This is a genomic window from Caproiciproducens sp., assembly GCF_053840905.1.
Genome location: NZ_JBNLXQ010000012.1, coordinates 48,429 through 75,305 on the forward strand (window position 1 = coordinate 48,429; position 26,877 = coordinate 75,305).

The following is a 26,877-nucleotide window of genomic DNA, read 5'->3' on the forward strand; positions in this document are numbered from 1 at the left end:
ACAGAAAGCGGGTTTAGTTTAGATTGAAACTTGAATTTTTACATCAGAGCACCGAGCAGCGGCGGGATCTGATTCTGCACGGAAACATATTGAAGACCTTGATGATGCTGTCACTGCCAACGCTGATGATGAGCGTCATACAGTCCCTGATGCCGCTGACGGACGGACTCTTTATCAATAATGCGGCGGGAACGCTGGTCGCGAGCGCGGTCACCTACAGCGAACCCGTCATCAACATGATGACGGCGCTGGCCCAGGGGCTGAGCGTGGCGGCGATGGCCATTATCGGCCAGGCGAACGGTCACGGCGATTTTGACCGGGTGCGGAGCATTTCCGCGCAGATCGTCGTGTTTGCCTTTACCATGGGCTTTTGTATCGCGCCCCTGTCCGCGCTGGTGGCGTTTCCGATTTCGGCCAATGTGGATCCCGAAATATCGCACAATGTCATGCTGTATATCAGCCTTTATGCGTTTGTTCTTCCCTTTTCCTTTTTGGAGAGCATCTACAACGCGATCAAAAACGCTACCGGGAAACCGGAGGCTACCTTTATCCGCATGCTGCTCATGCTCCTCCTGAAAATTATTTTTAATATCATATTCGTCGTCTGGCTGCGGCTGGAGGTAGTCGGCTGCGTGCTGTCCTCGTTCTGCGCCAACTTCCTGATCTGCGGCTGGATGTTCTATGAGCTGTTTGTCAGGAAAGGGGAGGACAAGCTCAGCCTGAAGGGATTCCGGTTTGACAAACGGCTGCTTTCCCAGCTTTTCAAGGTGGGGGTCCCCGCCATGCTTACCAGCCTGATGCTGAATCTGGGATTTTTCCTTATTAATAACGAAACCCAGAAATACGGCGCGGTGGTCTTAAACGGGCAGGGCATCGCCAACAATATTACCGCCGTCTGCTTCAACCTGCCGGCGGCCTTCGGCTCGGCCGTAACGACCATGGTCAGCCTGAATATCGGGGCGGAGCAGCCGGACAAAGCGAAGCGCTCCTGCCTGATCGGGTGCGTAGCCAGCGCGGTAACGGCTGTCGCCGTCATCGGCCTGATCGTACCGCTGTCCCCCTTTCTCACGGTTTTGTTCACGCAGAGGGCGGACGTGCTGGAAATAGCCAACAGGGCGCTGCATATCTATACCTATTCCGTGGTGGGCTTCGGCGTCTGTATGGCGGTGCAGGGCGCGTTTATCGGCCTTGGCCGGACCGGCGTGCCGCTGGTGCTGGGGGTCTTGCGCATCTGGCTTTTGCGGTATCTTTTTATTCTGGCCACGGAGCAGACACTGCAGTTCTATTCCGTTTTCTGGGGCAACCTGTTTTCCAATTATGCCGCCGCGGTCATCTCCATTATCCTGATCCTGCGGGTAAAATGGTCCTCCGTGCTGCGTTAGCCCCCCGACATCGTTTTCCATCCTTCGGATTGTAATAAGCGCCGTATTGGAACTGCCAATGCGGCGCTTTGTCCGCCGTAAGGCGGTTTTTTCCGGTTGATGTATGTTGTTTGCCGGATAGAGCAATAATAAAATAATCACTGCGGATGCTTCGGCTGAAAACCGGGTTTAAGGGCTTCCTGCAGCCGGCTTTCGATGGGATGAAAGCCTGTACATAAAGTTTTCATGTATTGTTTATAAATGGACGCTGTTTTTTTAAAATTTTCTGTTGTATAATATAAACTCATGCTGTGATAATGAATGGAAACAGTATCTGAAGGGGATGCCATGCAGAATCAAAAAAAACCGGCGACCGCCAAAAATATTTTTTCGGCGGTGACCATCTTAATTTCGATAGGAATTCTGGCCTTTTTTCTGTTTTCCGAAGACGGGATGGAAAGTCTGGGACATGTTCTTTCAGAGCTTCAGCCGGTCTGGCTTCTCTGGATTCTGGCAGGGGTGCTTGCCGGATGGTTTCTGGAGGGATATGTGCTTCATCTGCTCTGCAATCATCTTGACAAAGCATGGACCCTGGGGGAATCGCTTTATATCGGTATGGTCGAGATTTTTTACAGCGCCCTTGCCCCCTTCGGGACGGGGGAGCCCATGGAAGTCTACTGTATGACAAAGATGGGAATGGAAACAGGCGCCGCTACTTCCATCGTGACCGTAAAGTCCCTGATCCACCATGGGGTTACGTTTGTGTACTCCTTCATTCTGGTTGCGTTTGAACTGAATTATTTTCGGACCAAAGTCAGTAATTTTGCCGTGATCGCCGTTTTCGGGCTGGTTACAAACAGCCTTTTTATTTTGTTTGCGCTGATGTTTATGATGAATGAAAGGCTTACCGATTTGATCCTGCGGGCGGTCGTCCGCTTTATGGACAAAATACACCTTCATAAGCTCTCTCAGAAATTTTATGATCAGGTGCACGGCCAGCTTGTTGTTTTCCACGACAGCTCCAAACTTTTCGGAAAAAATTACGCCCTGTACGCGACCGCGGTTTTCTTCACGCTGATCCAGATCACGATTGCCAGCCTGCTGTCCTTCTTTGTTTACCGCAGCTTCAACCTGAAGGGGGAACCGGTGTTTACTATGGTTGCGGCCGATACCTTCGTGACGATGGCCGCGTCGTTCATTCCGCTGCCGGGTTCTTCCGGCGGCGCGGAGGGCGGCTTCTATCTCTTCTTCCGGGAATTCTTCGGCCCGTATATCATTCCGGGGATTACCCTTTGGAGATTTTCAAGCTATTATCTTAATATTCTTCTGGGAAGCGTGCTCGTTTATTTCGGAGGGAAGAAATATCTTCCCAATTGACGGCGGACACCATGTCCGGAAAATGCTGAGGATTCAGGTGAGGCAAGGAGTTTGATCAAATGCAGGATTGGATCATAGGGATTATCAACCAATACGGCTATTTTGGAATCGCGCTGCTGATTGCGGTTGAAAATATATTCCCCCCGATTCCGTCAGAGGTGATTTTAACCTTCAGCGGATTCATGACCACGGTAACGGACCTGAAAATATGGGGGGTGGTGCTTTCGGCGACCCTTGGCTCCGTTCTGGGCGCCGTGGTTTTGTACAGCGTGGGCAGGCTGATGAGCCCGCAGCGGCTGGAGCATCTGCTGGGCGGGAAGCTGGGGAGAGTCCTTCATTTAAAAAGCGAGGACGTTCACCGCGCGGGAGCGTGGTTTGCCCGGCGGGGAAAGTTTACGGTGTTTTTCTGCCGATTTATTCCCGTCGTGCGGAGTCTCATTTCCATCCCCGCCGGAATGGCGAAAATGAGGATGGGGATGTTTTTGCCGCTGACCGCGCTGGGAACGTTTCTGTGGAACGTCGTTCTGGTTTATCTGGGGGCTTTTTTTGGCTCTTCCTGGGAAACGGTGGTACGGTATGTGGATACTTACTCCATGGCTGCGATCGCGGTTGCCACCGTATCCCTGGCCGCTTTCTGCGCGTGGTACTTTTTCAGAAGGTCAAAGGGCCGGTGACACCGGCCCTTCTTCATAAAGACAGCGGCGGAATTTTCCGCCGCTGTCTTTATGGATGCTTAAGAGACAAGCTGCGCCAGATCAAGAATACCGTCTTCCATCAGGATCTTTTTACAGTCCAGAACCATTGCCGGGCTGCCGCTGATTTTTATGATGCCTTTAAAATACGGATTTGATTTTGGAAGAGGCTCCTCATATCCGTCGGGATATCCGGGATATCCGGAGTATACGGTCAGACCCTCTGCCAGCGTGTCTACGATCAGCCCGCTCCGTGCCCCTTCCAGATTGACCATGATGATCTGTGTCTCATCATTGTAGGGAATGCAGTTTTTGCGCAGTTTTAAGCGCATGTCGATGACCGGAAGGATCTTTCCCTCCACTTTGGCGATTCCCTTGCAGTATTCCGGGGTGCCGGGCAAGGGAGAAATCATCAGCATTTTGGAAATAGCCGTTACATACGTGCTTTCAATTGCAAAAATCTCATTGTCCAGCTTGAATGGCAAAAACTGTCCGCCCATTGAATTTTCGGATAATTGATACGGTGTTAGCATAAAATATCTCCTTTTTGCAATTTTATTCTACATTTTGTATCGGATTTTCCGGAAAAATAATGATAGGATTTTATTGAAATGTATAGAAATTTCCATTTCTTGATGGAATCTTTATACATTATGAATCACCGGTTGCTTTTTGTGCCGCGGCGGGAATATCTGTACGGGGATCTTCTTCCGGTTCCCGCGCAGAGGATGTTTCCCTTCCGAAAAACTTATGTTATAATAAATAAAAAATCGGTCCTGCTTTGCCTCCCGCGGAGGAAGCAGGATGCGTTCAGCTGAAAAGGAGAACAGAATATGGGGGCTTCAAAAGTATATTTCACGGATTTCAGCGCGACAGCAAGCTGTAATTTGCTGCAGAAGCTGGAAAAGCTGGTCAAAAAAGCGGGAATGGAATCCATTGATTTTAAAGACAAATATACGGCTATCAAAATTCATTTCGGGGAGCCGGGCAATATTTCCTACCTGCGCCCCAACTACGCGAAGGTCATTGTGGACCTGATTAAAAAACAGGGAGGAAAGGTGTTCCTGACCGACTGCAATACCCTGTATGTGGGCAGAAGGAAGAACGCGCTCGACCACCTTGACGCGGCGTATGAAAACGGCTTCAACCCCTTTGCGACCGGCTGCCACGCGATCATTGCGGACGGCCTGAAGGGGACCGACGAGACCCTGGTCCCGATCGACGGCGAATATGTCAGGGAAGCCAAAATCGGCCGCGCGATGATGGACGCCGATATTTTCCTCACCCTGACCCATTTTAAGGGCCACGAGTCCGTCGGCTTCGGCGGCACGCTGAAAAATGTGGGAATGGGCTGCGGTTCCCGCGCGGGAAAAATGGAAATGCACAGCGCGGGCAAACCGATTGTGGACAAAGAGCTTTGCAGAAGCTGTGGGGTGTGCCGTAAAAACTGCGCGCATGACGCGATTTCCTTTGACGAACATAAAAAAGCGCAGATTGACCACGATAAGTGCGTCGGCTGCGGCCGCTGCATCGGCGCCTGCAATTTCGACGCGGTCAGCCCCATGCGCGACGAAACGAACGATATTCTGAACTGCAAAATTGCGGAGTACGCGTACGCCGTTTTAAAGGGCCGCCCGCAGTTCCATATCAGCCTTGTGGTGGATGTTTCCCCGTATTGCGACTGCCACCCCGAAAACGATATCCCGATCGTTCCGGATGTCGGCATGTTCGCTTCCTTTGACCCGGTGGCGCTGGATGTCGCCTGTGTCGACGCGGTCAACCGCCAGCCCGTCCTCAGCGGCAGCCTCCTGTCGAAAAAGCCGCACGGCCATCACGACCATTTTACCGATACGCATCCGGAAACCAACTGGAAAAGCTGCATCGACCACGCTGTAAAGATCGGCCTGGGCAGCCGGGAATATGAATTGATCACGGTAAAGTAAACCGGGTTTCAGGCTGCCGATAAAATCGCGCAGCCGCAAAATTGTGGATTTTGTTTCCTTTTATTTAAGCCGCATTGGTTCGTGCCGATGCGGCTTTTCTGCGTTTTGGGGCGCCCGTATAAATTTTTTCATTCCATCAATACTAAATAGGCGGCACAATACCATGATGGGAAGGGAAAAAAGATGGACAATAACAAAAACAGAAGGAAGGACCGGGAAAAGAGCAGCCCGGAACTGAGAAAAATGAAGCCCGGAGAAAATGCGGACGCCGGGATGATCGACGGCCGCAAACTGGGCATGCATGACGGCAGGCATGAAAAAAACAACAACGAGGGAGAGAGAAAATGAATACGATGCTTTGCAGCGTATCGGGAATTCAGAATAAAGAGTGCAAAACCCAAATCAAAAACGCGCTGGACAAAATCAAGGGAGTCCAGGAAGTCGGCGTGAACCTGACGACCGGTTCGGTCAAGGTGGAGTACAATGAGCCCGCGACGGAAGAGGAGATCAAGGACTGCATTGAGCACACCGGCTTTAAAATCGAATACGAATAAGGCGGAAGGGGGATTTCAATGAGCCATACACAGAAGGACAAGAAGGGCGGCAGCGACAAAAAACAGGCGAAAACGGATAAGAAGCACATCAGGCACGACCCTCAGGCCGAGAGCGCCAGAGCGAAATTCGGCAAAGAAGGGCAGAGCGGATACGGGAACTAACCTTCCCGAGCAAAAATGCTGTCCCGGTTTTTAACCGGGACAGCATTTTTGCGTCTGAAAATCACCAGTCCGATTTGTTCATGGTCAGGATGACCTCGCGTCCCTGATAGGTGGCCGTCAGGCCGGCGTCTTTCCCGGCGTTCGGCGAGACGGTGCCGACGGAGACATAATTGTCCGGTGTGGCGATCTCAATATAGGTGGAACCGACGATCCGGCCGTTGTACCAAAGCTGTGCCTGTACCTGCCCCTCTTTGCCGTTGGAGGAGAAAACACCGTCCTGGCCGATGCTGCCGAAGCTGAAATCGGACAGCGCCCAGCTCAATCCGCTCTTGGGAAGGGCGGCCGGAGCGCCTGAGAAATCCAGACCCTTCGCCGTGACCGGAACGATGGATTTCGGGGAATAGGTTTTGTCATAGGGCGTCAGCGCGGCGGAGACAAAGACGCCGTCCGGCTTCGGGTTGGCGATGAAAAGCCACGAGTTGGCTACGGCGCGCTCCCAGCCGTCGGAAGGATGGTTCTTTACGGTCAGCGCGGTTTCCCCGGGGGTCCTGGTCATCAGGGTGGACGAGCCGCCGCCGTCCAGGTTTCCGGCCCACACCGCTCCCAGGTCTTTCATCAGCTGCGCGGTCTGCTGCAGCGTCAGCCCGTGGGAATACGGGTCCTTTCTGCCGTCCGCCAGCAGGAAGAAAACGGAGTTGTCACTGCGCACGCCCACGGCGTTGCGGGGGGCAAGCGTGGACGTCAGGTCCGTGTTGACGACGATGCCGCCGTCGACCAGAATACTGTGAATACCCAACGCCTGCTGGATGTTTCCCCTGTTGGCTTCGTAAGTCCGGCGGTCTCCGTAAATCGGGAAGCCGTCTTTTTTAACGCCGAAAAATTTCCACCAGGTGCGCACCGGCGCATAGGAGTGGATTTCGGCCCCGTCCTTGACCACTACGCCCCACGGGTCGCCCGTGCTCATATTGTACATATCCGCGTTGATGGCGGCAACCACCTGTTTTCCGTTTCGGACCGCGGCGCCCGCCTGATCCCGTACGGTGGCGAGGCCGATCTTCGTTCCGTCGTGCGGAGTGCCCGCCGCAAGGGTCACGCCGGCCTGCTGCGGATTGTACTCCATGATAAAGCAGGTCAGCCTCTTGCCGGACTGATCGGTGTATATCAATTCCTTCTGGGTGAGTCCGAACGCGACGGTGGTTTTGATCTCATCCACCAGAGAGGACGCCGCGCTGACGGAAACATCCGGAGCGCCGAGGGCCTGCACCGGGCTTGCCGATGTGACCTGCAGGGCCGCCAGACAAAGGACCGCCGCGCAAACGATTCCTTTTTTCGTTTTCGATTTTGTTTTGATATTCATGAATTGATATCTCCCTTCCGTGCGATCATGAACCTTCTCTGTTTTCAAACTTTTCCGTTTTCAGTTTGAAAGACAGAACATGTTTCTCCCCCGCCTTCGGCGGGGGAGAAACGCAAACTTGTTGCAGAATCGACTGTAGATGCTGTAAATAATATTATATCCCATTTTAAATGGGATTCTGTTAAAAATTCATTAATAGTTTATGTCGGTCGGGAAATAAGCTGGTTTTCCCGATTTTTCCGCACATCGTCATTTTCAGGGAATCTTGATTTTCCTGTTGACAAAAGTGAGGATAGCGCATATAATAACTACTAAAAATATATGTTTAATATAAGCACGAGGCGGTGGCAAGATGCGGTCCCAGTTCATAAACACCCTGTTCAGACGAATTGATCAAACCGGAGCGAGGGAGAGACCCCGGAAGAGGGCTTTGGCGATCCATGACCTGCCCTGCTTCGGGAAAGGCCTGCTGACGGTTGCGCTGCCCATTCTTTCGGCGGCGGGAATCGAAACGGCCGTGCTTCCCACCGCGGTGCTGTCCGCCCGCAGGGACGGATTCCCGGACTGTACATATCGCGGTCTTGCGGGGGATATCCCCAAAATTCAGGAGCACTGGAAAAGCCTTGGGCTGAAATTTGACGGGATCTGTACCGGTGATCTGAGCTCCCCGGAACAGGTAAAAGCCGTATTCGCCCTGATCGACGGGTTTCAGAAGGAGGATGCGCTCGTTCTTGTGAACCCGGACATGGCAGACGGCGGAAAGCTGTATCCGCACCTGGGCGGCACGTTCCCGGCGGAAATGAGAAACCTCTGCGGCAAAGCGAATATCCTTGTGCTGAATCTGACGGAAGCCTCTCTTCTGCTGAACGAACCGTATCTGAAAGGGCCGTACAAAAGAGTTTATGTTGACAGTATTTTAAAGAAGCTGGGCGGGCTTGGCCCGGAAAAAATTGTTCTGACCGGCGTCCGCTTCGACGCGGCCCATCCGGGCGCCGCCGTTTACGACACGAAAAACGGAGAAATCGATTATGTCCTTTCCGATTGTACGGAAGGAGACTGCCGCGGAGCGGAGGGCGTTTTCGCAAGCGCATTGTTCGCCGCGCTTCTGAACGATTTTCCGCTTGTAAAGGCGGCCCGGATCGCCGCCGATTTTACGGTGGAAGGGATCCGCCGGACCCGGGCGGCGGGTTCGGATTTCCGCTTCGGGATCAGCTTTGAAGCCGGTATCCCGGATTTTCTCAAAGCATTGAAGCTTTGCGGCTAAATCACAAAAGGAAGGCGGATTTCATTGAACTTCGGCTTTATTGTACAGAGCCTGCCTCTCTATTGGAAAGCGGCGCAGCTGACGCTGACCATTTCCGTGTGGGCAATTGCGCTGTCGCTTCTGGTGGGTTTCCTTTGCAGCCTGGCGATTTATTACCGGGTCCGCGTGCTGAAATCCATTGTGAAGGTTTATATTGAGTTTTCCAGGAACACCCCGTCGCTGATACAGCTGTTCTTCCTGTATTACGGACTGACGCAGATCGGGCTGAAGCTGGAAGCGGAGCTTTGCGCGGTTGCGGGGCTGACTTTTCTGGGCGGAAGCTATATGGCGGAAGCGTTCCGCAGCGGACTGGAGGCGGTGGGGAAAACCCAGATCGAATCGGGGCTCAGTATCGGCCTTTCCCGCGCGCAGCTGGTGCGCTATGTCATTTTCCCTCAGGCGTTTTCCGTTTCCATGCCCGCTCTGGAAGCCAACGCGATTTTCCTGATGAAAGAGACGTCGATCGTCAGCGCGGTGGCGCTGCCGGATCTGATGTTTGTCGCCAAGGACCTGATCGGCATGTATTATTCGACTACGGAGGCGCTCACCCTGCTCGTGCTGTTCTATCTGCTGCTTCTGCTGCCGGTATCCCTGCTTCTGTCCGCTCTGGAAAGGAAGGTGCGCTATGGCCAGTTCGGGAATTAACGTTATTTTCGAAGGCTCGAACCTTCTCCGCCTGCTGAACGGGCTGCTGGTGACGGCGCGGATCGCGCTGGTTTCCGTTCTGATTTCCGGCGTTCTCGGGATTGTGCTGGGTATTGTGATGACGTCGAAATGGAAGGCCGTTCGTTCCGTCTGCCGGATTTATCTGGAAGCGGTGCGCATCATCCCGATTCTCGTGTGGCTGTTTATCTTTTATTTTACTCTGAATCTGGAGCTGGGCGGGGAGGTCGTCTCCATCATGGTTTTTTCCCTCTGGGGCACGGCGGAAATGGGGGACATTGTCCGCGGCGCGGTGGAATCCCTGCCGAAACATCAGAGGGAATCCGGCGCCGCCCTTGGACTGACCAACGTGCAGATTTACCGCTATGTCATTATTCCGCAGACCGTGCGGCGTCTGCTGCCCGCCGCGATCAACCTGGCGACGCGCATGATCAAGACCACCTCGCTGGTGGTGCTGATCGGGGTGGTGGAGGTCCTGAAGGTGGGCCAGCAGATTATCGAGCGGTCCATTTTAGAGGTACCCACGGCATCCTTCTGGATATACGGCTTTATATTCCTGCTGTATTTTGCAGTCTGTTATCCTGTTTCGCTCCTGTCCAAACGGCTGGAACGGAAATGGCAGTCCTGAGGAGGTAAAAAATGGAGAAAGATATTCTTCTTGAAATCAAACAGCTTCATAAAAGTTACGACGACAGAACCGTGCTGGACGGGATCGACCTGCAGGTCCACAAGGGCGAGGTCGTCGTCATTCTCGGGCCTTCCGGCTGCGGGAAAAGCACCCTGCTGCGATGTATCAACGGCCTTGAGCCGATACAGTCGGGGGAGATCAGCCTTGACGGTCAGCCTATTTCCTCCGCCGGGACACAGTGGCATCTGGTCCGGCAGAAAATCGGGATAGTTTTTCAGAGCTATGATCTTTTCCCGCATATGACGATTCTGGAAAACATTCTGCTCGGCCCTCTGAAGGTGCAGAAGCGGAGCCGGGAAGAAGCCCGGCGGCAGGCGGAAACGCTGTTGGAGCGCATCGGACTTCTGGACAGAAAAAACGCGTATCCCCGCCAGCTTTCCGGCGGACAGAAGCAGCGTGTGGCCATCGTGCGCGCCTTGTGTATGAATCCGGAGGTAATGCTGTTCGACGAGGTCACGGCGGCGCTCGACCCCGAAATGGTGCGCGAGGTGCTCGACGTAATGCTCGGCCTTGCGAAGCAGGGCATGACGATGGTGATTGTTACCCATGAAATGGGTTTTGCCAGAGCGGTTGCGGATAAGGTCGTATTTATTGACGAAGGGAAGATTGTAGAGGAATCCAATGCGGAGCTCTTTTTTACCGATCCGAAAACCGACAGGGCAAAACAGTTTCTGAATATTTTTAATTTTGATGAAGAGAAGGGTTAATTATGAAAAAGACAGGCAGAATTCTTGCCGCCGTGCTGGCGGTCGTACTGGCATTGGGAACATTTGCAGGCTGCTCCCAGCAGGGGACCCGGAAATCCTCGCTGGAAACCATCAAGCAGAACGGAAAAATCAAGGTAGGAGTGTTCAGCGACAAACCTCCTTTCGGGTATGTCGACGCTCAGGGAAAAAATCAGGGATTTGACGTTTACATTGCGAAGCGCTTTGCAAAAGACCTTCTGGGTGACGAAAACAAGGTCGAATTTGTCCTTGTGGAAGCCGCGAGCCGCGTAGAGTACCTGCAGTCCGGCAAGGTGGACCTGATTATGGCCAACTTTACCGTAACGGACGAGAGAAAAGAAAAGGTCGATTTCGCAAATCCGTACATGAAGGTCGCGCTCGGAGTGGTTTCTCCGGACGGCAGCCAGATTACCGATGTCTCCCAGCTCAAGGGCAAAAAGCTGATCGTCAACAAGGGGACGACGGCGGAAACGTACTTCACGAAAAACAATCCGGATATTGAGCTGCTCAAATACGACCAGAATACCGAGGCGTTTCAGGCGCTGAAGGACGGCCGCGGCGCCGCTCTTGCGCACGACAACACCCTGCTGTTTGCCTGGGCGAGAGAAAACAGCGGCTATACGGTCGGGGTTTCGTCGCTGGGCGAACAGGACACGATTGCGCCCGCGGTGAAAAAGGGCGACAAGGAGCTTCTTGACTGGGTCAACAATGAGCTGACCGCACTGGGCAAGGAAAACTTCATTCACGAGGCCTATGACGCCACACTGAAACCGGCCTACGGTGACTCCGTCTCCGCGGATGACGTGGTGATTGAGGGCGGGAAACTCCAGTAACGGAACACAAAAAAAACAACGCCGGTTTTTCCGGCGTTGTTTTTGCGTTCAGCGGAAACAGCTATCTTTCGATCTGTCTTTCACCGGCTTTCTTTTCATATCTTTTCACGGCCTATCGCCGCCGCACCATGGGATCCCTAAAAATCAGCAAAAATCAAAGATTTCTTTGTTGTTTGACATCTGACTGCACAGCGGGGATAATAGGATTATTAAAAACTTTTTAAAATGATTAAAAACCTGTTGACTCTCCCCTTGGGTCATAGAGTACTATTAGCTTGCGGGGTGAAAAGATGGAATACACGGTGAAAGAAGTATCTGCCATGACGGGCGTAACGATTAAAGCCCTTCACTATTATCACAAAATAGGTCTGCTCCTCCCATGTCGGGTGACGGAAGCCGGCTACCGTCTCTATGGGAAAAAAGAATTGGAACGACTGCAGCAAATTCTTTTTTACCGGGAACTGGATTTTTCTCTCAAAGAAATTCAGAAAGCATTGCAGAGCGAGTCCAATCGGATTACATGCCTGGAACGGCAGCAGAAGCTGCTTTGTGCACAAAGACAGCGAGCCGACCGCCTGCTCGACACAATCCGAAAATCCATCCGTTCTGCGCTGAAAGGAGAAACCATGAGCGAACAGGACTTGTTTCAGGGATTTGATAAACAGGGCTGGGAAAAAGCGCTGAAGCCTCAAAGTGACTATCTAAAGGAAAATTATCAGGTTGATTTGAAAACGGCGGAAATCGATCCCGAGGAGCTCAATGAGAATGCCGCCGAAGCAAAATGGTTTATGGATACCATGTCTGAGGCATTGAGAAATCAAATCTCTGCCGAGGATGAAAGAGTACAGAGTCTCGTGAAAGATCATTTGAAATTTTTAAATGACCACGGGACCAAAATGGATGCGGGGCAATTCTATCATACCTCTCAATTTTTGTCTCAGGATCAGTTCCACCATAAGATGATGGAAGATCAGCAAATTGGCTTAAGCTACTTTCTGCTGGCTGCCGTGGGGCAGCATGTCAACAATTTGAAAAATACAAAAGAATAGCTAAGGAAAGGCCCGCTTGATCAGCGGGTCTTTCCTTATATCACGGTAATCATTAGATATACGCGGCCAGCCCAAACGGGTGTCGCCGTCAGCCGTGCGCGAAAGCGTGGACGGCAAATGAAAAAGGCGGCAATCCATCCCGATGAATTGCCGCCCGGTGGGCATAACTATACAATACGATAACATATCCAAAAGAAAAAGTCTATTCTTTTTCGATTTTATCTGCTATACTGTTCCACACTGCGCAGTGCATTTTATTTGAGAGGTGATTTGCATGAATAAAACGAAAATTTCCAATATTCCATACGGACCCTATATTACCGTGATCGCCGGCGCGACGGTCAAGGGAAAGCCGAGTTATACGACCATCGGCGCATACGGGGTCGTCAGTCAGCGCCCCGTCCTGTATGTATCGCTGAAAAACACGCATTACATCACACAGGGAATCCGTGAAAACGGTTTTTTCAGTGTCAATATCCCGGACGTCGGCCTGATCGGGAAAACCGACCTGTGCGGGATCGTATCCGGAAATTCCAAGGATAAGTCCCGGGTTTTTTCCGCTTTTTATGACGAAACCGGGAATGCCCCGATGATCGAAGAATGTCCGGTCAATTATCTTTGTAAGGTGATCCGGACCATTCCTGTCTTTGATTTCACCATGTTTTTGGGAGAGATCGTCGCCGCTTACGCGAAAGATCAGTGCCTGGAGAACGGTACGCCGGACGCCGCGCGGGTCAGGCCGACCATTATGATGGCCGCCCGGTATTTCGGTATCGGCGAACCGATTGGCCGTGTTTTTCAAAGCGGCCGGGAATTGGCTGCGAAATGAGATGGGAAACAGAAGATTCCCCGATAGAAAGCTGGGGCGTCCGCTTTTCGGACGCCCCAGCTTTCCAGCTATCTGTATATTTTGACTCTGTCTTCAAGGGGAAGGAAGGTCTTTTCATCGGGGGAAGCGGTGGGTTTGCCGAACGGCATTTGTGCGAGAAGCTTCCAGCTTTTCGGAATGTTCCAGCTTGCGGCGACTTTTTCATCGATCAGCGGGTTGTAGTGCTGAAGGCTTGCGCCATAGCCGTTGGACTCGAGCGCCGTCCAGATGACGAACTGCAGCATGCCCGAAGATTCCAGTGACCAGACCGGGAAATTATCCTTATAAAGCGGGAACTGCTCCTGCATGCCGGCAACAATGCCATGGTCCTCAAAGTAAAGAACGGTGCCGTATCCGCTGCGGAAGGAATTGATTTTCTTTTCCGTAGACGCGAAATTCTTCGCGGGGACAATGCCCCTCAATATTTCCATTGTGATGTCCCAAAGCTTGTCGTGCTCTTTGCCGAAAAGAACGACCGTGCGCGCGCTTTGCGAATTAAAGGCGCTGGGGGTGTGTTTCACGGCATCCTTGATCAGGCTGATGATCTCTTCGTCGGAGAGAACTTTTTCTTTGCTGATTGCGTAATACGACCTGCGTTTTTTCAGGGCTTCCATAAAATCCTTTTCCATACAATCTCTGCCTTTCTCATGTACCTGCCAATTTTGTAAGTGGGGAAAATTTCACTCCGTTTATTCGCTGAAGATGCACCCGCCGGAAAATTCCATGGAGCAGCCGGCTTCCTCCGGAATTTCGTACTCGTCCTGGCTTTCCTGCGCCGGATTCAATTTTCTATTTACATTTTTTTCATTCATCATCAAAACCTCCTGTTGAGCTATTTCTTTTCTGTGACTATAGTATAGCCTGTTTTTGGCATTTAATCTATCCGCAAAAAGTAGATTTTAGATGGAAAAAAGCATCTCCTTTTGTATAAAATAATAATAATTACTAATATTGAATTTTCCTCTTGAATTTTTATTTCTTTCATTATATAATAAAAATACTGATGAAATTTAACCATCCTGTTTCGGATTTATATAAAAACAGGCCTGAACCCTCCATTGGGGCTCAGGCCTTAGCTTTGTCTATTTTTCCGCGGCGGCGTGAAGGATCATGGAAATGCGGGTGCCGATGTCCTCCCGGCTCAGAACCTCCAGATGCCCTCCGTGGCGCTCCGCGATCCATTTCGCGATGGACAGCCCCAGCCCCGTTCCGCCCGTAGCCCTCGCGCGGGATTCGTCGGCGCGGTAGAAGCGGTCGAAAATGCGGGGGACCGCCTCGGAAGGGATTCCGATGCCTTCATCCTGTACCGTCAGTCTGGCACGGCCATCTTCACCGGAAACGGAGATCGTAATCTTTTTCCCGGCGGGAGAGTATTTGATGGCGTTATCCGTCAGAATCCGCAGCGCCTGTTTGATCAGCGCCACGTCTCCGTTGACGAAAACGGGGGAGAGATGGGATTCGTACTCGTGCCCCGAGTCGATCATCTGCGTTTCCCGCAGCACCTCCGCGGCAAGGGCGGACAGGTCAAACCGCTCGATCTGAAGAGCCATGGTGTTGTTGTCGCCCCGGGCCAGAAACAGAAGCTGTTCCACCAGCGCCTTCATGTTTGCGGTTTCGTCCTTAATGGCGTCGATGGATTCCTGCAAGGTTTTCGCGTCGTTTTTCCCCCAGCGGTCCAGCAGGTTTGCGTAGCCCTGAATCACGGAAATCGGCGTTCTCAGCTCGTGGGACGCGTCTGAAACAAAGCGCACCTGGGACCGGTAGGACTCGTTGATCCGGTCCAGCATCCCGTTGATGGCGGATGCAAGCGTTTTCAGCTCGTTCTGCGTTTCACCCACCGCAATCCGTGTATCCAGCCGGGCGGCGTTGATCCCGTCCAGCTTGCCCGCCAGCGATTCCAGCTGTTCGGGCGTCAGCGCGCCGCCGGTGTTGAGGTTCCTCGCGGTTTCAGCCAGTTCTTCAATCGGCCGCAGCGTTCTCCGGATCACTCTGGCTCCGCGGGAAATCCCTCCCAGAAGCAGGAGCAGCTCCAGCACGAGAAGAATGAGGAAGGCGGATTCCATCATCCGGATGGCGGCGGCGTTTGTGACGGAAATCAGGTAGGGCTGCCCGTTGATTTCGGCCGAAACCCTGTAAACGGCGCCTTCCAGGTATTTCCCGAAAGAAAGCCCGGGCGCAGCCGGAAACACAATGCTGCGCACGCCCTTTGCCGTCAGCTTTGAAAAGCGGCTCTGCAGAAAGCCGGGGATCGCGAACCGAATCCCCTCCGGATTTCCCTGATTTTCCGATACATTGATTCCCGCCTCGGCAAGCCATGCCCGATCCGACTGCGGGGGCAGCCCGCTTTTGCTCAGAATTTCGGCGGCATTTCCAGCCGACTGCTCGCTGAGCATGGCAAGTCCCGTCGCGCAGAGAATGCACAGGATGATGTCGAGGGTGAGAAACAGGCTGAGGACGCGCAGGAAAAGCCGCGCGTTGAGCTTCAGGACAATGGAAAATTTAAACTTGTCGCCCAGCCGGCTGGCGGGGCTGCTGGCCGGCTCACTGTTCATCTTTGATCACATACCCCACTCCTCTGACGGTCTGAATCAGTTTCAGCCCGAAGACATCGTCGATTTTTCCGCGCAGGTACCGCACATAGACGTCGACGGCGTTGGTCTCGCCCGTGAAATCAAAGCCCCAGACGTTTTCGAGCAGTGTTTCGCGGGAAATCACCAGCCCCTTGTTCTTCATCAGGTAATGAAGAAGGTCAAACTCCCTTTTGGTCAGCTCCACGGGCGCGCCGTTCACCGTAACGGTGCGCCGCGCGGTATCCAGCGTGACGCCGCAGCAGGAAAGCACCGTGTTTTCCTGCTGCGGCATTGTTTTTCTCAGCGCGGTGCGAATTCTTGCGAGAAGCTCTTCAATGGCAAAGGGCTTGGTAATATAATCGCTCGCCCCGCTGTCCAGTCCGGAGACCTTATCCATTACGCTGTCGCGCGCCGTCAGCATGATCACCGGCACGGAGGAGGTCCGGCGCAGTCTGCGCAGCACCTCCATTCCGCTCAGCTTTGGCAGCATGATATCCAGCAGAACGAGGTCGAACCTGCCGGATTCGGCAAGCTCGAGCCCCGTTCTTCCATCAAATGCTTTCGTTGTGGCATAGCCCTCGTAGCCGAGCTCCAGCTCGACAAAGCGGGCGATTTTTTCTTCGTCCTCAACAATCAGTATGTTTGCACCCATTGTCAGTCCTGCCGTTTCCCATTATTTTTGGTTGATGGAATTCTTGATGCTTTCCGCGGCGTCCGCGGCGCTGTCCATGGCGTGGTTTACCGTGTCACCGCTGAAATTGGGGCCGCTGAAGCGGTAGCGCAGGCCGAAGAACAGCCCCACGATCACCAGCGGAACGGTCACCCAGAACGCGAAGATGAGAAGAAGCACGAGAACGGAAACCGGGATGCACGCTTTGCTTTCCGGCCCTTTCAGGACTTCAAAATAGTTGGTGTTGCCTATGCGGATCACCTTCATCAGAAATCTCCCGAACTTTCTCATCAGGGAGGAAAAGGATTCTCCGCGATGATATTCCGGGCCCGTATACGCCCGGCCCGGTTCCGCGCCCGCCGGCGGATCCCGGTCCTCTGTTTTGGCGCTGCTGTAGCAGCCGCCGCCGGCCGGGGCGGTCACTTTTCCCTGTTTTTCCAGATAGATCAGCGCTTCCAGCAGGTCGCCGTTTGTCGCGTCCAATGCCGCTTTTGCTTCGTCATAGCTTACGTTTGCCTTTTCGCGCAGTTTTTCTACTTGCTCCAGTGTCGTCATAAAAATTTCTCCTTCGTTATTTGTCGGAAGCCCTCATGAAAACCGTCTCTCGCGATCGGTTTTCCCTCAGCCGGGTATGCTTGCATTCTAACAAATAAAACTTTAAAGGGAATTTGTCAAAAATTAAAATCACATTAAAATGATTCTATCCTATCTTCAGGCATATTTCAATACGCCGCTGGAATGTTCCGCCGCTTCTGTGGGATTTCCGCCCTGTAAAACAACCTTTCTTGCGTCGGCAGACGCGATAGAAAACGACGATTTGATCCATCAGCCGATATTTCCGGAATTTATGGAAAAACTGATAGGTGTCATCCATAAATGAAAAGGGGGGACAGCAGTTGTATATTTACCAAAAATCCGAACCGGGAATCTGGGCGGTGGGATATTATACGGATTCCGGAACCTGGCAGCAGGAAAGCAAATGGAACAGCGCAGCGGAGGCCATGGAACACGCCCACAGCCTCAATGAAGGAGAAAATTCCGACGATACGGAAAACGCGAGGATGAAAGGAAGGATATAGCCTTTCAAGAGCAGGTTTTCGGAAGGATTATTTTTTGCTGCGTTTCCAGATAAGGTATTCGCGCAATACTGCCTCTTCGTTAATATCCTTTTTTACGGCCATTTCCCAAAGCATTCTTTGAAAAGAAGGGAATCCTTTTCCGAAAGGATCTGAAATTGCACGGATTTTTTTGTCAAGCTTTTTAATTTCTTCTTGTGTCATTGCCGATTCCTCCCACTATATATTCGGCGGAAGCTCTGTATTTTTAGGGTATGTAACAAAATGTGACAAATTTATTTTGGGCCGTACGGCGGAAAGGAAATCGTGTGGGACTGCATTTTATTTTAAAAATGGAGAAGATATAAACAGAAAGGAGGGACAATATGAAAAAACAAATGGTTTTCCTGCTGATCGTCACAGTTCTTATGCTTTCCGTATTTTCCGGATGCCGGTATTTGCCGGGCGCATCCAGCGGAGCAAATCTGAACAGCACAGTGTCCGGCGTTGTGTCGAAAGTGGAATCCGACACAAAAGATTTGGGCAGTCAGGTTTCCGGAGTGGTTTCCGACGTGCAGTCCGGCGGACAGGAGCTTGCCAGCCAGGCCTCCGGAACGATTTCAGCGATAACATCCAGCAAGTAAATGAAAATGATTGGAAATGCTGTTTACAGCTTAAGAACGCCCTCTCAGGTAAATGAGAGGGCGTTCTGTAAACAGGCTCGGCTTCCGTTTTATCGGGACCGTCTGAAAAATCTGCATTGGGGATATTCAGTCGGTCGGGGAGTAAAAGAAGGTGCTGCCATCTACAATTTTACACCAGCTCTGATGCTCCAGCACATGGATGATGTCGCTGCGTTTTACACCCTTTCCAAGGTCCTTGGTAATTTCGGAAATATGGATGAGCTTATTGGCATTCTGCTGAAAAACGACCAGCAGACGGTCCGGCAGGTCGTCCATTTTCGAAGAAGCCCTTGCTTTTGACGGTTTTGAGACGGCGCGGCATTCCGGATGCTTTTTAAAATAAAGGACGCATATGGCCCTGATGCGGCTGAGCAGGATAGAGGAAATGCCGAGCAGCTCCGGCAGTTCCTCAAACCGGCAGCTCATCAGGTCGGACATGCGCTTGTAATTGTGAAGCTCGCAGTAATCCAGAAACGGGGTATAGCTGTCACCACAGAATATTTCGTTAATTTCGTCCATCGAATCAATCCTTTCCACTATGTGACACGAAAAACAATTATACCCGAAATATTTTCCCGATACAAGGCTTGACTTTTGGCTCAAAGGCGCTTTGCGGGTCGGCCGGAGCCCCGGATCAATCCCGGCGGCCGCAGGAAGAAATCCCCCGCGGTTCTGCACGCTGCGACTTTGTTTCTTGAAAATGATATTCTATTAGAATATACTAAGGATGCAGAATGGAAAGGTCTGTCATTGAAAGAGTAATTTTGCAATTGCAGGGAACGTCTTCATTCGGCGAAGATGAGCCGGATGAGGAGCGTTCATCTAACGGGAGGGAAAAATATGCTGGTAATAGGCATCGATATCGGGGGAACGAAATGCGCCGTCAATCTGGGAGAACTCTCAAAAAGCGGCGCCGCCGCCGTACATAAGTGCGAAGTCAGGAAAACAGCGGCGTATTCCCCGGCGGAAATGCTGGAAGCTTTGGCGCAGGACGTTCGTTCCTGTGTGGAAAAGGGAAACGGGCAAAAAATCGAAGGGATCGGGATCAGCTGCGGGGGTCCGCTGGACAGCCGGACGGGGACCATCCTTTCCCCGCCGAATCTGCCGGGCTGGGACAGGATTCACGTTACGGAGTATTTTCAGCGGGAAACCGGGATCCCCGTCTGGCTCTGCAATGACGCCAACGCCTGTGCCCTTGCGGAATGGAAACTGGGCGCGGGAAAAGGGATGTCCAGCATGATCTTCATCACCTTCGGCACGGGGCTGGGGGCCGGCCTGATTCTGGACAACCGCCTGTATGCCGGCGCCTGTGACATGGCGGGGGAAATCGGCCATATCCGCCTTTCGGACTACGGCCCGGCGGGATACGGAAAGATGGGGTCGTTAGAAGGCTTTTGCAGCGGCGGAGGCATCGCCCAGCTGGCCCGGTCCATGATCCGCGAAGAGTATCAAACGGGCCGGAAACCGGAGCTTTGCGGGAACCCGGAGGACCTTGAGCGGATCACGGCGGCACAGGTCGGAACGGCCGCGAAAGACGGCGACCCGCTGGCAAGGGAAATTTTAAAAAGGGTTGGATTACAGCTGGGGAAGGGCCTGTCCGTCATAATGGACATTCTCAATCCGGAGTGTATTGTGATCGGAAGCATCTTTGTGCGGAGCTACGACGAAATCTGGCCCTACGCACAGGAGGTCATCGAGAGGGAAACGCTCCCCGCGGTCCGCGGGGCGTGCAGAATCCTGCCGAGCCGGCTTTCGGAATCGGTCGGGGATATCGCCGGCTTAGTCGTCGCCGGCTATCATTTGGGATGGGAGGAATGGACATGAAAGAACGCACACTGGAATTTTGCCGGCAGTTTTTTGACCGGCATCGGGATTTGCTGCCTTTGCGGGAAGATATCCGCCGTGTCTGCGAGATCCTCGTGGGGGTGTATCGCGGCGGAGGGAAGCTTCTGGTCTGCGGCAACGGGGGAAGCTGCGCGGACGGCGACCATATCGTCGGCGAGCTGATGAAGGGCTTTTTGCTGAAAAGGCCGCTGGACCCGGACACACAGAGGCGGCTGAAGGAAGATTTCGGGAACGAGGGGGCCCTGCTGGCGGAAAAGCTGCAGGGCGGGCTTCCGGCCATTTCGCTGAACGCCCATGCCGCTCTGCTGTCGGCTTTCGGCAACGACGCGGACCCGGAGCTGGTTTACGCGCAGCAGGTGATGGGCTACGCGAAAAAAGGGGACGCGGTCATCGGAATCAGCACTTCGGGCAACGCGGCCAATGTGGCCTATGCGCTGATGGCGGCAAAAACGGCGGGCGCGGTAGCGGTCGCCCTGACCGGGCGCGACGGCGGGAAGATCGCCCGGCTTGCCGACTTCAGCCTGATTGTCCCTGCGCAGGAAACCTACCGTATTCAGGAATATCATCTGGCCGTTTACCATTTGATCTGCGCAGTCGTTGAGTCGGAGATGTTTTCTTGCTGACGGTCATTTTTCAGGCAGACAGAAGGAGGAAGGTATGATAAAGGTCATTATAGCGGACGATGAGGAAAACGTATGCCAGCTGATCCGCGGTCTGATCGACTGGGCTTCGCTGGATATGGAAATCGTGGGAATTGCGCATAACGGCGTGGAAGCGCTGGACATGGTGGAAAAGCTTCTGCCCGATCTGATGATTACGGATATCCGCATGCCGGGCTACGACGGGCTGGAAATGATCCGGCGCGCCACAAACGTCAGGCAGGATCTGGACTTTATTATTATCAGCGGATACCATCATTTCGAATATGCGCAGAACGCAATCAAATACGGGGTGAGCGACTACCTTTTAAAGCCGATCAGGAAGGAGGATTTTCTGGCCTCCCTCAACAAGATGCGCGACCGGTACCTGAAGCGCACGGAGCGGCTGAACAATGAGGAACAGCTGAAAAAACGCCTGAAAAACGACGTGAACAAGCTGCGTACAGGCTTGTTTGCGGAACGGCTGCTGAGAAAAGGGATGACCACACAGGATCTGACAATAGAAGAGGTCAACGAAAGCTATCATTACGCTTTTCAGCCGGGACTGTTTCAGGTCTGCGCGGTAAAAATCGACTGCGGATTTGAAGACGAGTACAACAACACCATTCAGATTCTGGAAGAAACGGTCATGAGGCTTTTGAACACGCAGCTGAAAGAGCTGTGTTTCGATATGGAAATGGATTTGGACGACAGCATCACCTACTGCGTTTTGAATTATGGCCCGGAAAACAGAAAGGCCGTGCGCAAGCAGATCAAAGCGGTCTTTGACGAGCTGATGGTGCAGAAAGCCTCGTTTGAACAGCACGACTTTACAATCGGCGCGGGCAGCGTGGTGGAAGACGTCGGCGAACTGAAAGAAAGCTTCCGGGCGGCCCGGTACGCCGTGGGGCAAAGGCTGATCGAGGGCACGGGCAGGCTGATCGAGGACGTAACCGTACATAAGGACCCCCAGCGGGTGGGCGTTCTGCTGGCGGAGCTGAATAAAACGATGGGCGCGGCGGTGGAAGTGCTGAAAAAAGACGCCGTGCTGAACTGCATCACCGGGTTAAAAAAGCAGCTCGGGACGGAAAACCTGAGCGGGGCGGAAATTTTCTCTCTGGTGAAGCACGTCTGTGAAATGTACCTGCTCCACCTTCGCAACAACCAGATACAGATTCAGTACGGGCAGGAATTTTATGAGAAATTCTGCATTCACGCGGACCGCTGCAGCTCCATTGACCGGCTGTTTGAGTACCTGTCCGTCATGGTGGGCGAATCCATGGAAGTGATTATTGAGGAGAAAAAGCAGGCGGATACCAGACCGATCCGGGTGGCAAAGGAATATATTCAGGAAAATTTCAGCAAGCCGATCACGCTGGAGGAAGTCAGCGGGATCGTGGGGTTCAATCCTACTTATTTCAGCACGCTGTTTAAGAAGGAGACCGGAAACAATTTTGTGAATTACCTTTCCGAAATCCGTATGAACCGGGCGAAGGACCTCCTGCGGGAATCCAATCTGACGGTTGCCGCCGTCTGTGAGCAGGTGGGCTACAGCGACCTCAAAAATTTTACCAAAGGCTTTACGAAAAGTGTTGGGTTAAAGCCGAACGAGTACCGAAAACTCTACTCCTGATCCGGGGTTGATGAAATGAAAATACAAAAAATAAGGTATCTTTCCAGCCGCGCCGCGTGGATGTTCCTGCTCCTGTTTGCGCTTCTGCTGATCTTCCTGACCGTCTTTACGGCAACTGCCGTTCGGGAGGGGCGCCATCTCTTTTTTGCCGTCGCTGGGTATGCCGTGCTGGGCGCGGCGGCGTATGTTTTTTACCGGTGGATTTACCGGCCTTATCTGGAAAGCGCAAAGGTCCTGCGCCTGTTCTTAACGGGCTATACCATCGACGCCCTTTTTGACCAGAAGGTGCTGCTGAGCCCGGAAATCGAAGAGATGACCCAAAAAGTGGAGCAGATCATGAATACGGACGAGCTGGTCAACGCGACCAAAAAGCAGGCGCAGTACCTCGCCCTGCAGAACCAGATCAACCCCCACTTCCTTTACAATACGCTCGAGGGAATCCGCGGGGAAACACTGAACGCCGGTCTTGAAAACGTGTCCAAAATGACGGAGGCGCTGGCTACCTTCTTCCGCTACACCATTTCCAATGTGGAAAATCTGGTGACGCTGGAGGAGGAGCTCACCAACGTCAACAATTATTATATCATCCAGCGCTACCGTTTTGGGGAAAGGCTAAACCTCAGCGTGGAATACGACCCGGAAAGCGAAAGGGAAATCATGTCCTGCAAGCTGCCGAAGCTGACCCTTCAGCCGATTGTGGAAAACGCGATTTACCACGGGATCGAGCGGAAAATCGGGGACGGCAATGTGAGCATCAAAATAGAAACGACCGCGACCCGGCTGATTATCACGATCTCCGACAACGGAATCGGCATGACGGAGGAACGGCTCCGGGAAATCGACGACAAGCTGAGCCGCACGATCCTGGATTACATCAAGCCGGACAGCGAGGCCCACGGAGGCATCGCCGTTGTCAATGTCAACAACAGAATCAAGCTCCTGTTCGGCGAGGAATACGGAATCTGCATGTACAGCACGCGGAACGTGGGGACGGATGTGGAGATCACCCTGCCGCTGGTGAAAAAGGATACGGGAAAATAAGATGAAGAATGAAATTTTAAGGCTGGAAAAGGTCACCGTCATCCGGGACGAGGTGACCCTGCTGGATAATTTTAACCTGCATATTTTTCAGGGCGAAATCATGGGGCTGGTGTGCATCAACGCGAACGGCAAGGAACCCCTCATTCAGCTCATCAGCCAGAATCTGCCCATTCATTACGGCCGCGTCTATTTCAACGAGGTGCTTGTGAACAATTACCGGCACAGCCCGATGACGATGAACAAGGTGGCCGTCATCGAGCAGAAAAGCAGGCTGATCGAAGATCTGAGCGTTGCCGACAACGTTTTCGTTCTGCGCAGGGGATTTCGGAAATATGTCATCAGTCCCCGCGTCCTGAACGAACAGTTCCGTCAGTTTGCACAGGAAATCGACGCCGATATCGACGGCCGGGACCTGGTGGCGCATTTAAGCCCTTACCAAAAATGTGTCGTGGAGCTTCTTCGCGCCGTCATCATGGGCGCGAAGCTCATTGTCATCCGGGATGTCAGCAACTGTATCGGCGCGGCGGACCTGATCCGGTTTCACGAGCTGCTCCGGTATTACTGCGGGAAGGGTTTTTCCTTCCTGTATATCTGCAACCATCACGAGGAAGCGTTTAAAATCTGCACCCGGATGTCGCTGATGAAGGACGGAAAAATTCTGCGGGTGTTTGACCGCAATCAGTTTCGGAACGACAATATTGTTCCGTATTATGTCGGGGAATTTGCCGACCTTGCCGCACCGGAAACGGACGTCGGGAGAAAAGACAGCATCCTCGCTTTTCAGAATGTCTGTACGGAAAATCTAAGGGACATGACGTTTTCGGTGGCCAGGGGAGAGTGTACGGTGCTGTTCGATATGGACAACACCGTACTGCCGGATATTATGCGGATTATGAACGGCAGGCTGTATCCGGACAGCGGGACCGTTTTTCTGGAAGGCGCCGTTTTTACCCGGGAAGCGGCGCAGCATGCGCTGGAGGGCACGGTCGCCTTTATCGGAGAGGACCCTATCCGCACCATGCTCTTCAAAGAAATGAGCTATCTGGACAATCTGTGCTTTCTGCTTGACCAGAAGAACAACGGGGTGCGGCTGAACAGAAGAATCGTCCGGAGCATCGCCCGCGAGTACGAACCCGTGATCGGCCCGGAAATCTACGAGACCAATATCATGAATCTGAAAATACAGTCGCTTTACGACCTGATCTATTACCGGATCCAGTTGTTCCATCCTAAAATCGTGTTCTGCGTCCAGCCCTTTGCGGGCGCGGACATGTACCTGCGCCGGCACCTGATCGGGCTCATCAACCGGCTGAAGCAAAAGGGCATCACGGTGATTTTCCTTTCGGTCAATATCGCCGACTCCCTGATGGTGGCGGACAAGCTGATCCGGCTGGAAAAAGGGCGGTTCAACAGCGAATACCTGCGCTCGGAGTTTAACCTTTTCCGATCGGAAGGAACCACTCTGGAGGAATTGTTTCAATGATGCATAAAATATAGATCGATTTTTGACGGTTTATGGTGATTTACCATAAACCATCAAAAGAAATACCCCCTTATTCGAAATGTAACCCCCTTATGAAAAACGAAAGCCAATGCTATACTGGTCACATGGAAACGAGTTCCACAGATAAGGACGGGTGAGTTTAAATGGGGGAATACATAGCTGAACTGAATCATATCCACAAAAGTTTCCCCGGAGTCAAGGCATTGGACGATGTGTCGTTTAATCTGAAATCCGGAGAGGTTCTTGCATTGCTGGGGGAAAACGGTGCCGGAAAGTCAACACTGGTAAAGGTGCTGAGCGGCGTTTACACAAAGGATGAAGGCGAAATCAAAATCTTCGGTCAGACAGTCGAGGATTTAACGCCGAAAAAGGCGCAGGAGTTGGGGATAGCGATTATCCATCAGGAACTGAACATGTGCGCGCACCTTTCGGTGGCGGAAAATATTTTTCTGGCGCGGGAAAAAACACATTCCGGCATCCTTTCCAACCGGGAGATGAACAAGGACGCGGCGGCGCTGCTGGCCCGCCTGAATATTGACCTGGACCCCGCCACGATTGTCGGGGATCTGGCCGTGTCCAAGCAGCAGATGGTGGAAATCGCCAAAGCGCTGTCCACCAACGCAAAAATACTGATTATGGACGAACCGACCTCGGCGCTGACTTCCAACGAGATTGACGATTTGTTCAAAATCATCCGCAAGCTGAAATCGGAGGGCTGCGGAATCGTATACATATCGCACCGGCTGGAGGAGCTGCAGAACATTGTCGACCGCGTCATCATCATGCGCGACGGCAGATACATTACCTCCATGGATTTCAAGGACACGACGATGTCTGAAATCATTTCCTGCATGGTCGGACGTGAAATCAAGGAAAAATTCCCGCGCGTTATCTGTGAGCGGGGGAAAAAGATTTTTGAAGTAAAAAATCTGAACGCGGGCAGGATGGTCCGGAACATCAATCTCGAACTGTACGAAGGGGAGATCGTCGGTATCGCGGGGCTGATGGGGGCCGGACGGACGGAAACCACACGCGCGATTTTCGGCGCGGACCCCAAAGAATCCGGCCGGATTTTTGTGGACGGCGGGGAAGTTGTGATCCGCCGGCCGATTGACGCGATCCGGGCGGGAATCGTCCTTGCGCCGGAAGACCGGAAAAAAGACGGCCTGTGCGTCAAACTCAGCGTGGAGGACAATATCGCTTTGCCCAACCTGGACCTGCTCTGCAACAAATTCGGCGTGGTGGACCGGAAAAAGGAAAAAACGATGACCGACGAAGCGGTCAGAAGCCTGAGCATTAAGCTTGTCAACGCGGACATGGACGCCGCGACCCTCTCCGGCGGCAACCAGCAGAAGCTGGTGGTTGCCAAGTGGCTGGCGCGCAATTCCCGCGTAGTGATGTTCGACGAGCCGACACGGGGAATCGACGTAGCGGCGAAGGTCGAAATCTACAACCTGATGAACGAATTGAAAAAGCAGGGGATCGGAGTGCTTTTCGTTTCCTCCGAAATGCCGGAGATCATGGGGATCAGCGACAGGATTCTGGTCATGTGCGACGGGAAAATCACCGGCGAATTCGCGGCGGGGGAAGCGACCCAGGACCTTATTCTGCAGTACGCGACAAAATTTGAATCCAAATATGAGCAAAAAGAAGCTATTTAGCA

General features: G+C 52.7%; 31 protein-coding genes. 22 read left to right on the forward strand and 9 right to left on the reverse strand.

From position 1 onward, the window contains the following. The first annotated feature begins 23 nt into the window (after positions 1 to 23). From ACQGQ5_RS12465 to ACQGQ5_RS12475, 3 genes are all read left to right on the forward strand, one after another. Complete coding sequence (locus ACQGQ5_RS12465; protein WP_455736827.1) at positions 24 to 1,382, forward strand: MATE family efflux transporter; 1,359 nt, start codon at positions 24 to 26, stop codon at positions 1,380 to 1,382. A 327-nt stretch (positions 1,383 to 1,709) separates the two neighbouring features. Further along, positions 1,710 to 2,738: a lysylphosphatidylglycerol synthase transmembrane domain-containing protein gene (locus ACQGQ5_RS12470; protein ID WP_455736828.1), complete on the forward strand. Its 1,029-nt coding sequence runs from the start codon at positions 1,710 to 1,712 to the stop codon at positions 2,736 to 2,738. 59 nt (positions 2,739 to 2,797) lie between these two features. Then, positions 2,798 to 3,412, forward strand: a complete 615-nt coding sequence (locus tag ACQGQ5_RS12475) for a DedA family protein (protein ID WP_455736829.1) — start codon at positions 2,798 to 2,800, stop codon at positions 3,410 to 3,412. Positions 3,413 to 3,471: 59 nt separating this feature from the next. On the opposite strand, the gene ACQGQ5_RS12480 is transcribed toward ACQGQ5_RS12475, so the two are convergent. After that, entirely contained in the window at positions 3,472 to 3,963 is a 492-nt protein-coding gene (locus tag ACQGQ5_RS12480) for a chemotaxis protein CheW (protein ID WP_455736830.1), read from the reverse strand. A gap of 300 nt (positions 3,964 to 4,263) precedes the next feature. Between ACQGQ5_RS12480 and ACQGQ5_RS12485 the strand changes: the two genes are divergently transcribed. The 4 genes from ACQGQ5_RS12485 (at position 4,264) to ACQGQ5_RS12500 (ending at position 6,089) form a co-directional block, all read left to right on the forward strand. Continuing rightward, positions 4,264 to 5,373 (forward strand): DUF362 domain-containing protein, encoded by a 1,110-nt coding sequence (locus tag ACQGQ5_RS12485; RefSeq protein ID WP_455736831.1) that lies wholly within the window; start codon positions 4,264 to 4,266, stop codon positions 5,371 to 5,373. A gap of 183 nt (positions 5,374 to 5,556) precedes the next feature. Beyond that, complete coding sequence (locus tag ACQGQ5_RS12490) at positions 5,557 to 5,721, forward strand: hypothetical protein (RefSeq protein WP_455736832.1); 165 nt, start codon at positions 5,557 to 5,559, stop codon at positions 5,719 to 5,721. Beyond that, positions 5,718 to 5,927, forward strand: a complete 210-nt coding sequence (locus ACQGQ5_RS12495; protein WP_038325264.1) for a heavy-metal-associated domain-containing protein — start codon at positions 5,718 to 5,720, stop codon at positions 5,925 to 5,927. The genes ACQGQ5_RS12490 and ACQGQ5_RS12495 overlap by 4 nt, the downstream gene beginning before the upstream one ends. A gap of 18 nt (positions 5,928 to 5,945) precedes the next feature. Next, positions 5,946 to 6,089: a CPC_1213 family protein gene (locus ACQGQ5_RS12500; RefSeq protein ID WP_275716563.1), complete on the forward strand. Its 144-nt coding sequence runs from the start codon at positions 5,946 to 5,948 to the stop codon at positions 6,087 to 6,089. A gap of 61 nt (positions 6,090 to 6,150) precedes the next feature. Here the strand turns inward: ACQGQ5_RS12500 and ACQGQ5_RS12505 are convergent, their stop codons facing one another. Next, positions 6,151 to 7,446 carry a phosphodiester glycosidase family protein gene (locus ACQGQ5_RS12505; protein WP_455736833.1) on the reverse strand — a complete coding sequence of 432 codons (1,296 nt, stop codon included), beginning with the start codon at positions 7,444 to 7,446 and terminating at the stop codon, positions 6,151 to 6,153. Between the two features lie 430 nt (positions 7,447 to 7,876). Between ACQGQ5_RS12505 and ACQGQ5_RS12510 the strand changes: the two genes are divergently transcribed. From ACQGQ5_RS12510 to ACQGQ5_RS12540, 7 genes are all read left to right on the forward strand, one after another. Further along, complete coding sequence (locus tag ACQGQ5_RS12510) at positions 7,877 to 8,710, forward strand: bifunctional hydroxymethylpyrimidine kinase/phosphomethylpyrimidine kinase (protein WP_455736834.1); 834 nt, start codon at positions 7,877 to 7,879, stop codon at positions 8,708 to 8,710. Between the two features lie 18 nt (positions 8,711 to 8,728). Continuing rightward, entirely contained in the window at positions 8,729 to 9,394 is a 666-nt protein-coding gene (locus ACQGQ5_RS12515; protein ID WP_455736864.1) for an amino acid ABC transporter permease, read from the forward strand. Further along, positions 9,375 to 10,040: an amino acid ABC transporter permease gene (locus ACQGQ5_RS12520; protein WP_444658200.1), complete on the forward strand. Its 666-nt coding sequence runs from the start codon at positions 9,375 to 9,377 to the stop codon at positions 10,038 to 10,040. The genes ACQGQ5_RS12515 and ACQGQ5_RS12520 overlap by 20 nt, the downstream gene beginning before the upstream one ends. Positions 10,041 to 10,051: 11 nt before the next feature. Next, a complete protein-coding gene (locus ACQGQ5_RS12525) occupies positions 10,052 to 10,807 on the forward strand; it encodes an amino acid ABC transporter ATP-binding protein (RefSeq protein WP_455736835.1) in 756 nt (251 codons plus the stop codon). A 2-nt stretch (positions 10,808 to 10,809) separates the two neighbouring features. Then, positions 10,810 to 11,658 carry a cysteine ABC transporter substrate-binding protein gene (locus ACQGQ5_RS12530; RefSeq protein ID WP_455736836.1) on the forward strand — a complete coding sequence of 283 codons (849 nt, stop codon included), beginning with the start codon at positions 10,810 to 10,812 and terminating at the stop codon, positions 11,656 to 11,658. 290 nt (positions 11,659 to 11,948) lie between these two features. Continuing rightward, the gene (locus ACQGQ5_RS12535) at positions 11,949 to 12,707 is read left to right on the forward strand and encodes a MerR family transcriptional regulator (protein ID WP_455736837.1); all 759 of its coding nucleotides are present in this window, start codon (positions 11,949 to 11,951) and stop codon (positions 12,705 to 12,707) included. A 274-nt stretch (positions 12,708 to 12,981) separates the two neighbouring features. Then, positions 12,982 to 13,536 (forward strand): flavin reductase family protein, encoded by a 555-nt coding sequence (locus ACQGQ5_RS12540; protein ID WP_455736838.1) that lies wholly within the window; start codon positions 12,982 to 12,984, stop codon positions 13,534 to 13,536. 68 nt (positions 13,537 to 13,604) lie between these two features. Here the strand turns inward: ACQGQ5_RS12540 and ACQGQ5_RS12545 are convergent, their stop codons facing one another. From ACQGQ5_RS12545 to ACQGQ5_RS12565, 5 genes are all read right to left on the reverse strand, one after another. Continuing rightward, a complete protein-coding gene (locus ACQGQ5_RS12545; protein ID WP_455736839.1) occupies positions 13,605 to 14,204 on the reverse strand; it encodes a nitroreductase family protein in 600 nt (199 codons plus the stop codon). A gap of 60 nt (positions 14,205 to 14,264) precedes the next feature. Further along, on the reverse strand, positions 14,265 to 14,390 hold the full coding sequence (locus tag ACQGQ5_RS12550; protein WP_455736840.1) for a hypothetical protein: 126 nt from the start codon (positions 14,388 to 14,390) through the stop codon (positions 14,265 to 14,267). A gap of 267 nt (positions 14,391 to 14,657) precedes the next feature. Further along, complete coding sequence (locus tag ACQGQ5_RS12555; protein WP_455736841.1) at positions 14,658 to 16,127, reverse strand: sensor histidine kinase; 1,470 nt, start codon at positions 16,125 to 16,127, stop codon at positions 14,658 to 14,660. Continuing rightward, positions 16,117 to 16,797: a response regulator transcription factor gene (locus tag ACQGQ5_RS12560; protein ID WP_455736842.1), complete on the reverse strand. Its 681-nt coding sequence runs from the start codon at positions 16,795 to 16,797 to the stop codon at positions 16,117 to 16,119. The genes ACQGQ5_RS12555 and ACQGQ5_RS12560 overlap by 11 nt, the downstream gene beginning before the upstream one ends. Before the next feature lie 21 nt (positions 16,798 to 16,818). Further along, on the reverse strand, positions 16,819 to 17,370 hold the full coding sequence (locus ACQGQ5_RS12565; protein ID WP_455736843.1) for a ubiquitin: 552 nt from the start codon (positions 17,368 to 17,370) through the stop codon (positions 16,819 to 16,821). Positions 17,371 to 17,711: 341 nt separating this feature from the next. Between ACQGQ5_RS12565 and ACQGQ5_RS12570 the strand changes: the two genes are divergently transcribed. Then, complete coding sequence (locus ACQGQ5_RS12570) at positions 17,712 to 17,894, forward strand: hypothetical protein (RefSeq protein WP_275716602.1); 183 nt, start codon at positions 17,712 to 17,714, stop codon at positions 17,892 to 17,894. A 27-nt stretch (positions 17,895 to 17,921) separates the two neighbouring features. On the opposite strand, the gene ACQGQ5_RS12575 is transcribed toward ACQGQ5_RS12570, so the two are convergent. Then, entirely contained in the window at positions 17,922 to 18,095 is a 174-nt protein-coding gene (locus ACQGQ5_RS12575) for a hypothetical protein (RefSeq protein WP_275716604.1), read from the reverse strand. Between the two features lie 161 nt (positions 18,096 to 18,256). Here ACQGQ5_RS12575 and ACQGQ5_RS12580 point away from each other — a divergent pair, with 161 nt between their 5' ends. Beyond that, entirely contained in the window at positions 18,257 to 18,514 is a 258-nt protein-coding gene (locus ACQGQ5_RS12580; protein ID WP_455736844.1) for a hypothetical protein, read from the forward strand. 126 nt (positions 18,515 to 18,640) lie between these two features. Here the strand turns inward: ACQGQ5_RS12580 and ACQGQ5_RS12585 are convergent, their stop codons facing one another. Further along, entirely contained in the window at positions 18,641 to 19,072 is a 432-nt protein-coding gene (locus ACQGQ5_RS12585; protein ID WP_275716608.1) for a hypothetical protein, read from the reverse strand. A 321-nt stretch (positions 19,073 to 19,393) separates the two neighbouring features. On the opposite strand from ACQGQ5_RS12585, the gene ACQGQ5_RS12590 reads away from it, so the two are divergent. The 6 genes from ACQGQ5_RS12590 (at position 19,394) to ACQGQ5_RS12615 (ending at position 26,875) form a co-directional block, all read left to right on the forward strand. Beyond that, complete coding sequence (locus tag ACQGQ5_RS12590; RefSeq protein WP_275716610.1) at positions 19,394 to 20,377, forward strand: ROK family protein; 984 nt, start codon at positions 19,394 to 19,396, stop codon at positions 20,375 to 20,377. Continuing rightward, positions 20,374 to 21,021 (forward strand): D-sedoheptulose-7-phosphate isomerase, encoded by a 648-nt coding sequence (locus ACQGQ5_RS12595; RefSeq protein WP_275716611.1) that lies wholly within the window; start codon positions 20,374 to 20,376, stop codon positions 21,019 to 21,021. The genes ACQGQ5_RS12590 and ACQGQ5_RS12595 overlap by 4 nt, the downstream gene beginning before the upstream one ends. A gap of 34 nt (positions 21,022 to 21,055) precedes the next feature. Beyond that, complete coding sequence (locus ACQGQ5_RS12600; protein WP_444658182.1) at positions 21,056 to 22,669, forward strand: response regulator; 1,614 nt, start codon at positions 21,056 to 21,058, stop codon at positions 22,667 to 22,669. Between the two features lie 15 nt (positions 22,670 to 22,684). Further along, entirely contained in the window at positions 22,685 to 23,710 is a 1,026-nt protein-coding gene (locus ACQGQ5_RS12605; RefSeq protein WP_275716615.1) for a sensor histidine kinase, read from the forward strand. A 1-nt stretch (position 23,711) separates the two neighbouring features. Further along, positions 23,712 to 25,193 (forward strand): ATP-binding cassette domain-containing protein, encoded by a 1,482-nt coding sequence (locus ACQGQ5_RS12610; protein WP_275716617.1) that lies wholly within the window; start codon positions 23,712 to 23,714, stop codon positions 25,191 to 25,193. Between the two features lie 164 nt (positions 25,194 to 25,357). Continuing rightward, a complete protein-coding gene (locus ACQGQ5_RS12615) occupies positions 25,358 to 26,875 on the forward strand; it encodes a sugar ABC transporter ATP-binding protein (protein WP_455736845.1) in 1,518 nt (505 codons plus the stop codon). The last annotated feature ends 2 nt before the right edge of the window (positions 26,876 to 26,877 follow it).

What these genes read in the sequence shown, in the direction of transcription:
- ACQGQ5_RS12605 (WP_275716615.1), top strand. Translation starts at nt 22,685, where the DNA reads ATGAAAATACAAAAAATAAGGTATCTTTCCAGCCGCGCCGCGTGGATG.
- ACQGQ5_RS12505 (WP_455736833.1), bottom strand. Translation starts at nt 7,446, where the DNA reads ATGAATATCAAAACAAAATCGAAAACGAAAAAAGGAATCGTTTGCGCG.
- ACQGQ5_RS12565 (WP_455736843.1), bottom strand. Translation starts at nt 17,370, where the DNA reads ATGACGACACTGGAGCAAGTAGAAAAACTGCGCGAAAAGGCAAACGTA.
- ACQGQ5_RS12540 (WP_455736838.1), top strand. Translation starts at nt 12,982, where the DNA reads ATGAATAAAACGAAAATTTCCAATATTCCATACGGACCCTATATTACC.
- ACQGQ5_RS12500 (WP_275716563.1), top strand. Translation starts at nt 5,946, where the DNA reads ATGAGCCATACACAGAAGGACAAGAAGGGCGGCAGCGACAAAAAACAG.
- ACQGQ5_RS12545 (WP_455736839.1), bottom strand. Translation starts at nt 14,204, where the DNA reads ATGGAAAAGGATTTTATGGAAGCCCTGAAAAAACGCAGGTCGTATTAC.
- ACQGQ5_RS12535 (WP_455736837.1), top strand. Translation starts at nt 11,949, where the DNA reads ATGGAATACACGGTGAAAGAAGTATCTGCCATGACGGGCGTAACGATT.
- ACQGQ5_RS12490 (WP_455736832.1), top strand. Translation starts at nt 5,557, where the DNA reads ATGGACAATAACAAAAACAGAAGGAAGGACCGGGAAAAGAGCAGCCCG.
- ACQGQ5_RS12475 (WP_455736829.1), top strand. Translation starts at nt 2,798, where the DNA reads ATGCAGGATTGGATCATAGGGATTATCAACCAATACGGCTATTTTGGA.
- ACQGQ5_RS12560 (WP_455736842.1), bottom strand. Translation starts at nt 16,797, where the DNA reads ATGGGTGCAAACATACTGATTGTTGAGGACGAAGAAAAAATCGCCCGC.
- ACQGQ5_RS12525 (WP_455736835.1), top strand. Translation starts at nt 10,052, where the DNA reads ATGGAGAAAGATATTCTTCTTGAAATCAAACAGCTTCATAAAAGTTAC.
- ACQGQ5_RS12470 (WP_455736828.1), top strand. Translation starts at nt 1,710, where the DNA reads ATGCAGAATCAAAAAAAACCGGCGACCGCCAAAAATATTTTTTCGGCG.
- ACQGQ5_RS12585 (WP_275716608.1), bottom strand. Translation starts at nt 19,072, where the DNA reads ATGGACGAAATTAACGAAATATTCTGTGGTGACAGCTATACCCCGTTT.
- ACQGQ5_RS12485 (WP_455736831.1), top strand. Translation starts at nt 4,264, where the DNA reads ATGGGGGCTTCAAAAGTATATTTCACGGATTTCAGCGCGACAGCAAGC.
- ACQGQ5_RS12580 (WP_455736844.1), top strand. Translation starts at nt 18,257, where the DNA reads ATGAAAAAACAAATGGTTTTCCTGCTGATCGTCACAGTTCTTATGCTT.
- ACQGQ5_RS12555 (WP_455736841.1), bottom strand. Translation starts at nt 16,127, where the DNA reads ATGAACAGTGAGCCGGCCAGCAGCCCCGCCAGCCGGCTGGGCGACAAG.
- ACQGQ5_RS12575 (WP_275716604.1), bottom strand. Translation starts at nt 18,095, where the DNA reads ATGACACAAGAAGAAATTAAAAAGCTTGACAAAAAAATCCGTGCAATT.
- ACQGQ5_RS12615 (WP_455736845.1), top strand. Translation starts at nt 25,358, where the DNA reads ATGGGGGAATACATAGCTGAACTGAATCATATCCACAAAAGTTTCCCC.
- ACQGQ5_RS12530 (WP_455736836.1), top strand. Translation starts at nt 10,810, where the DNA reads ATGAAAAAGACAGGCAGAATTCTTGCCGCCGTGCTGGCGGTCGTACTG.
- ACQGQ5_RS12480 (WP_455736830.1), bottom strand. Translation starts at nt 3,963, where the DNA reads ATGCTAACACCGTATCAATTATCCGAAAATTCAATGGGCGGACAGTTT.
- ACQGQ5_RS12600 (WP_444658182.1), top strand. Translation starts at nt 21,056, where the DNA reads ATGATAAAGGTCATTATAGCGGACGATGAGGAAAACGTATGCCAGCTG.
- ACQGQ5_RS12590 (WP_275716610.1), top strand. Translation starts at nt 19,394, where the DNA reads ATGCTGGTAATAGGCATCGATATCGGGGGAACGAAATGCGCCGTCAAT.
- ACQGQ5_RS12495 (WP_038325264.1), top strand. Translation starts at nt 5,718, where the DNA reads ATGAATACGATGCTTTGCAGCGTATCGGGAATTCAGAATAAAGAGTGC.
- ACQGQ5_RS12610 (WP_275716617.1), top strand. Translation starts at nt 23,712, where the DNA reads ATGAAGAATGAAATTTTAAGGCTGGAAAAGGTCACCGTCATCCGGGAC.
- ACQGQ5_RS12550 (WP_455736840.1), bottom strand. Translation starts at nt 14,390, where the DNA reads ATGATGAATGAAAAAAATGTAAATAGAAAATTGAATCCGGCGCAGGAA.
- ACQGQ5_RS12595 (WP_275716611.1), top strand. Translation starts at nt 20,374, where the DNA reads ATGAAAGAACGCACACTGGAATTTTGCCGGCAGTTTTTTGACCGGCAT.
- ACQGQ5_RS12520 (WP_444658200.1), top strand. Translation starts at nt 9,375, where the DNA reads ATGGCCAGTTCGGGAATTAACGTTATTTTCGAAGGCTCGAACCTTCTC.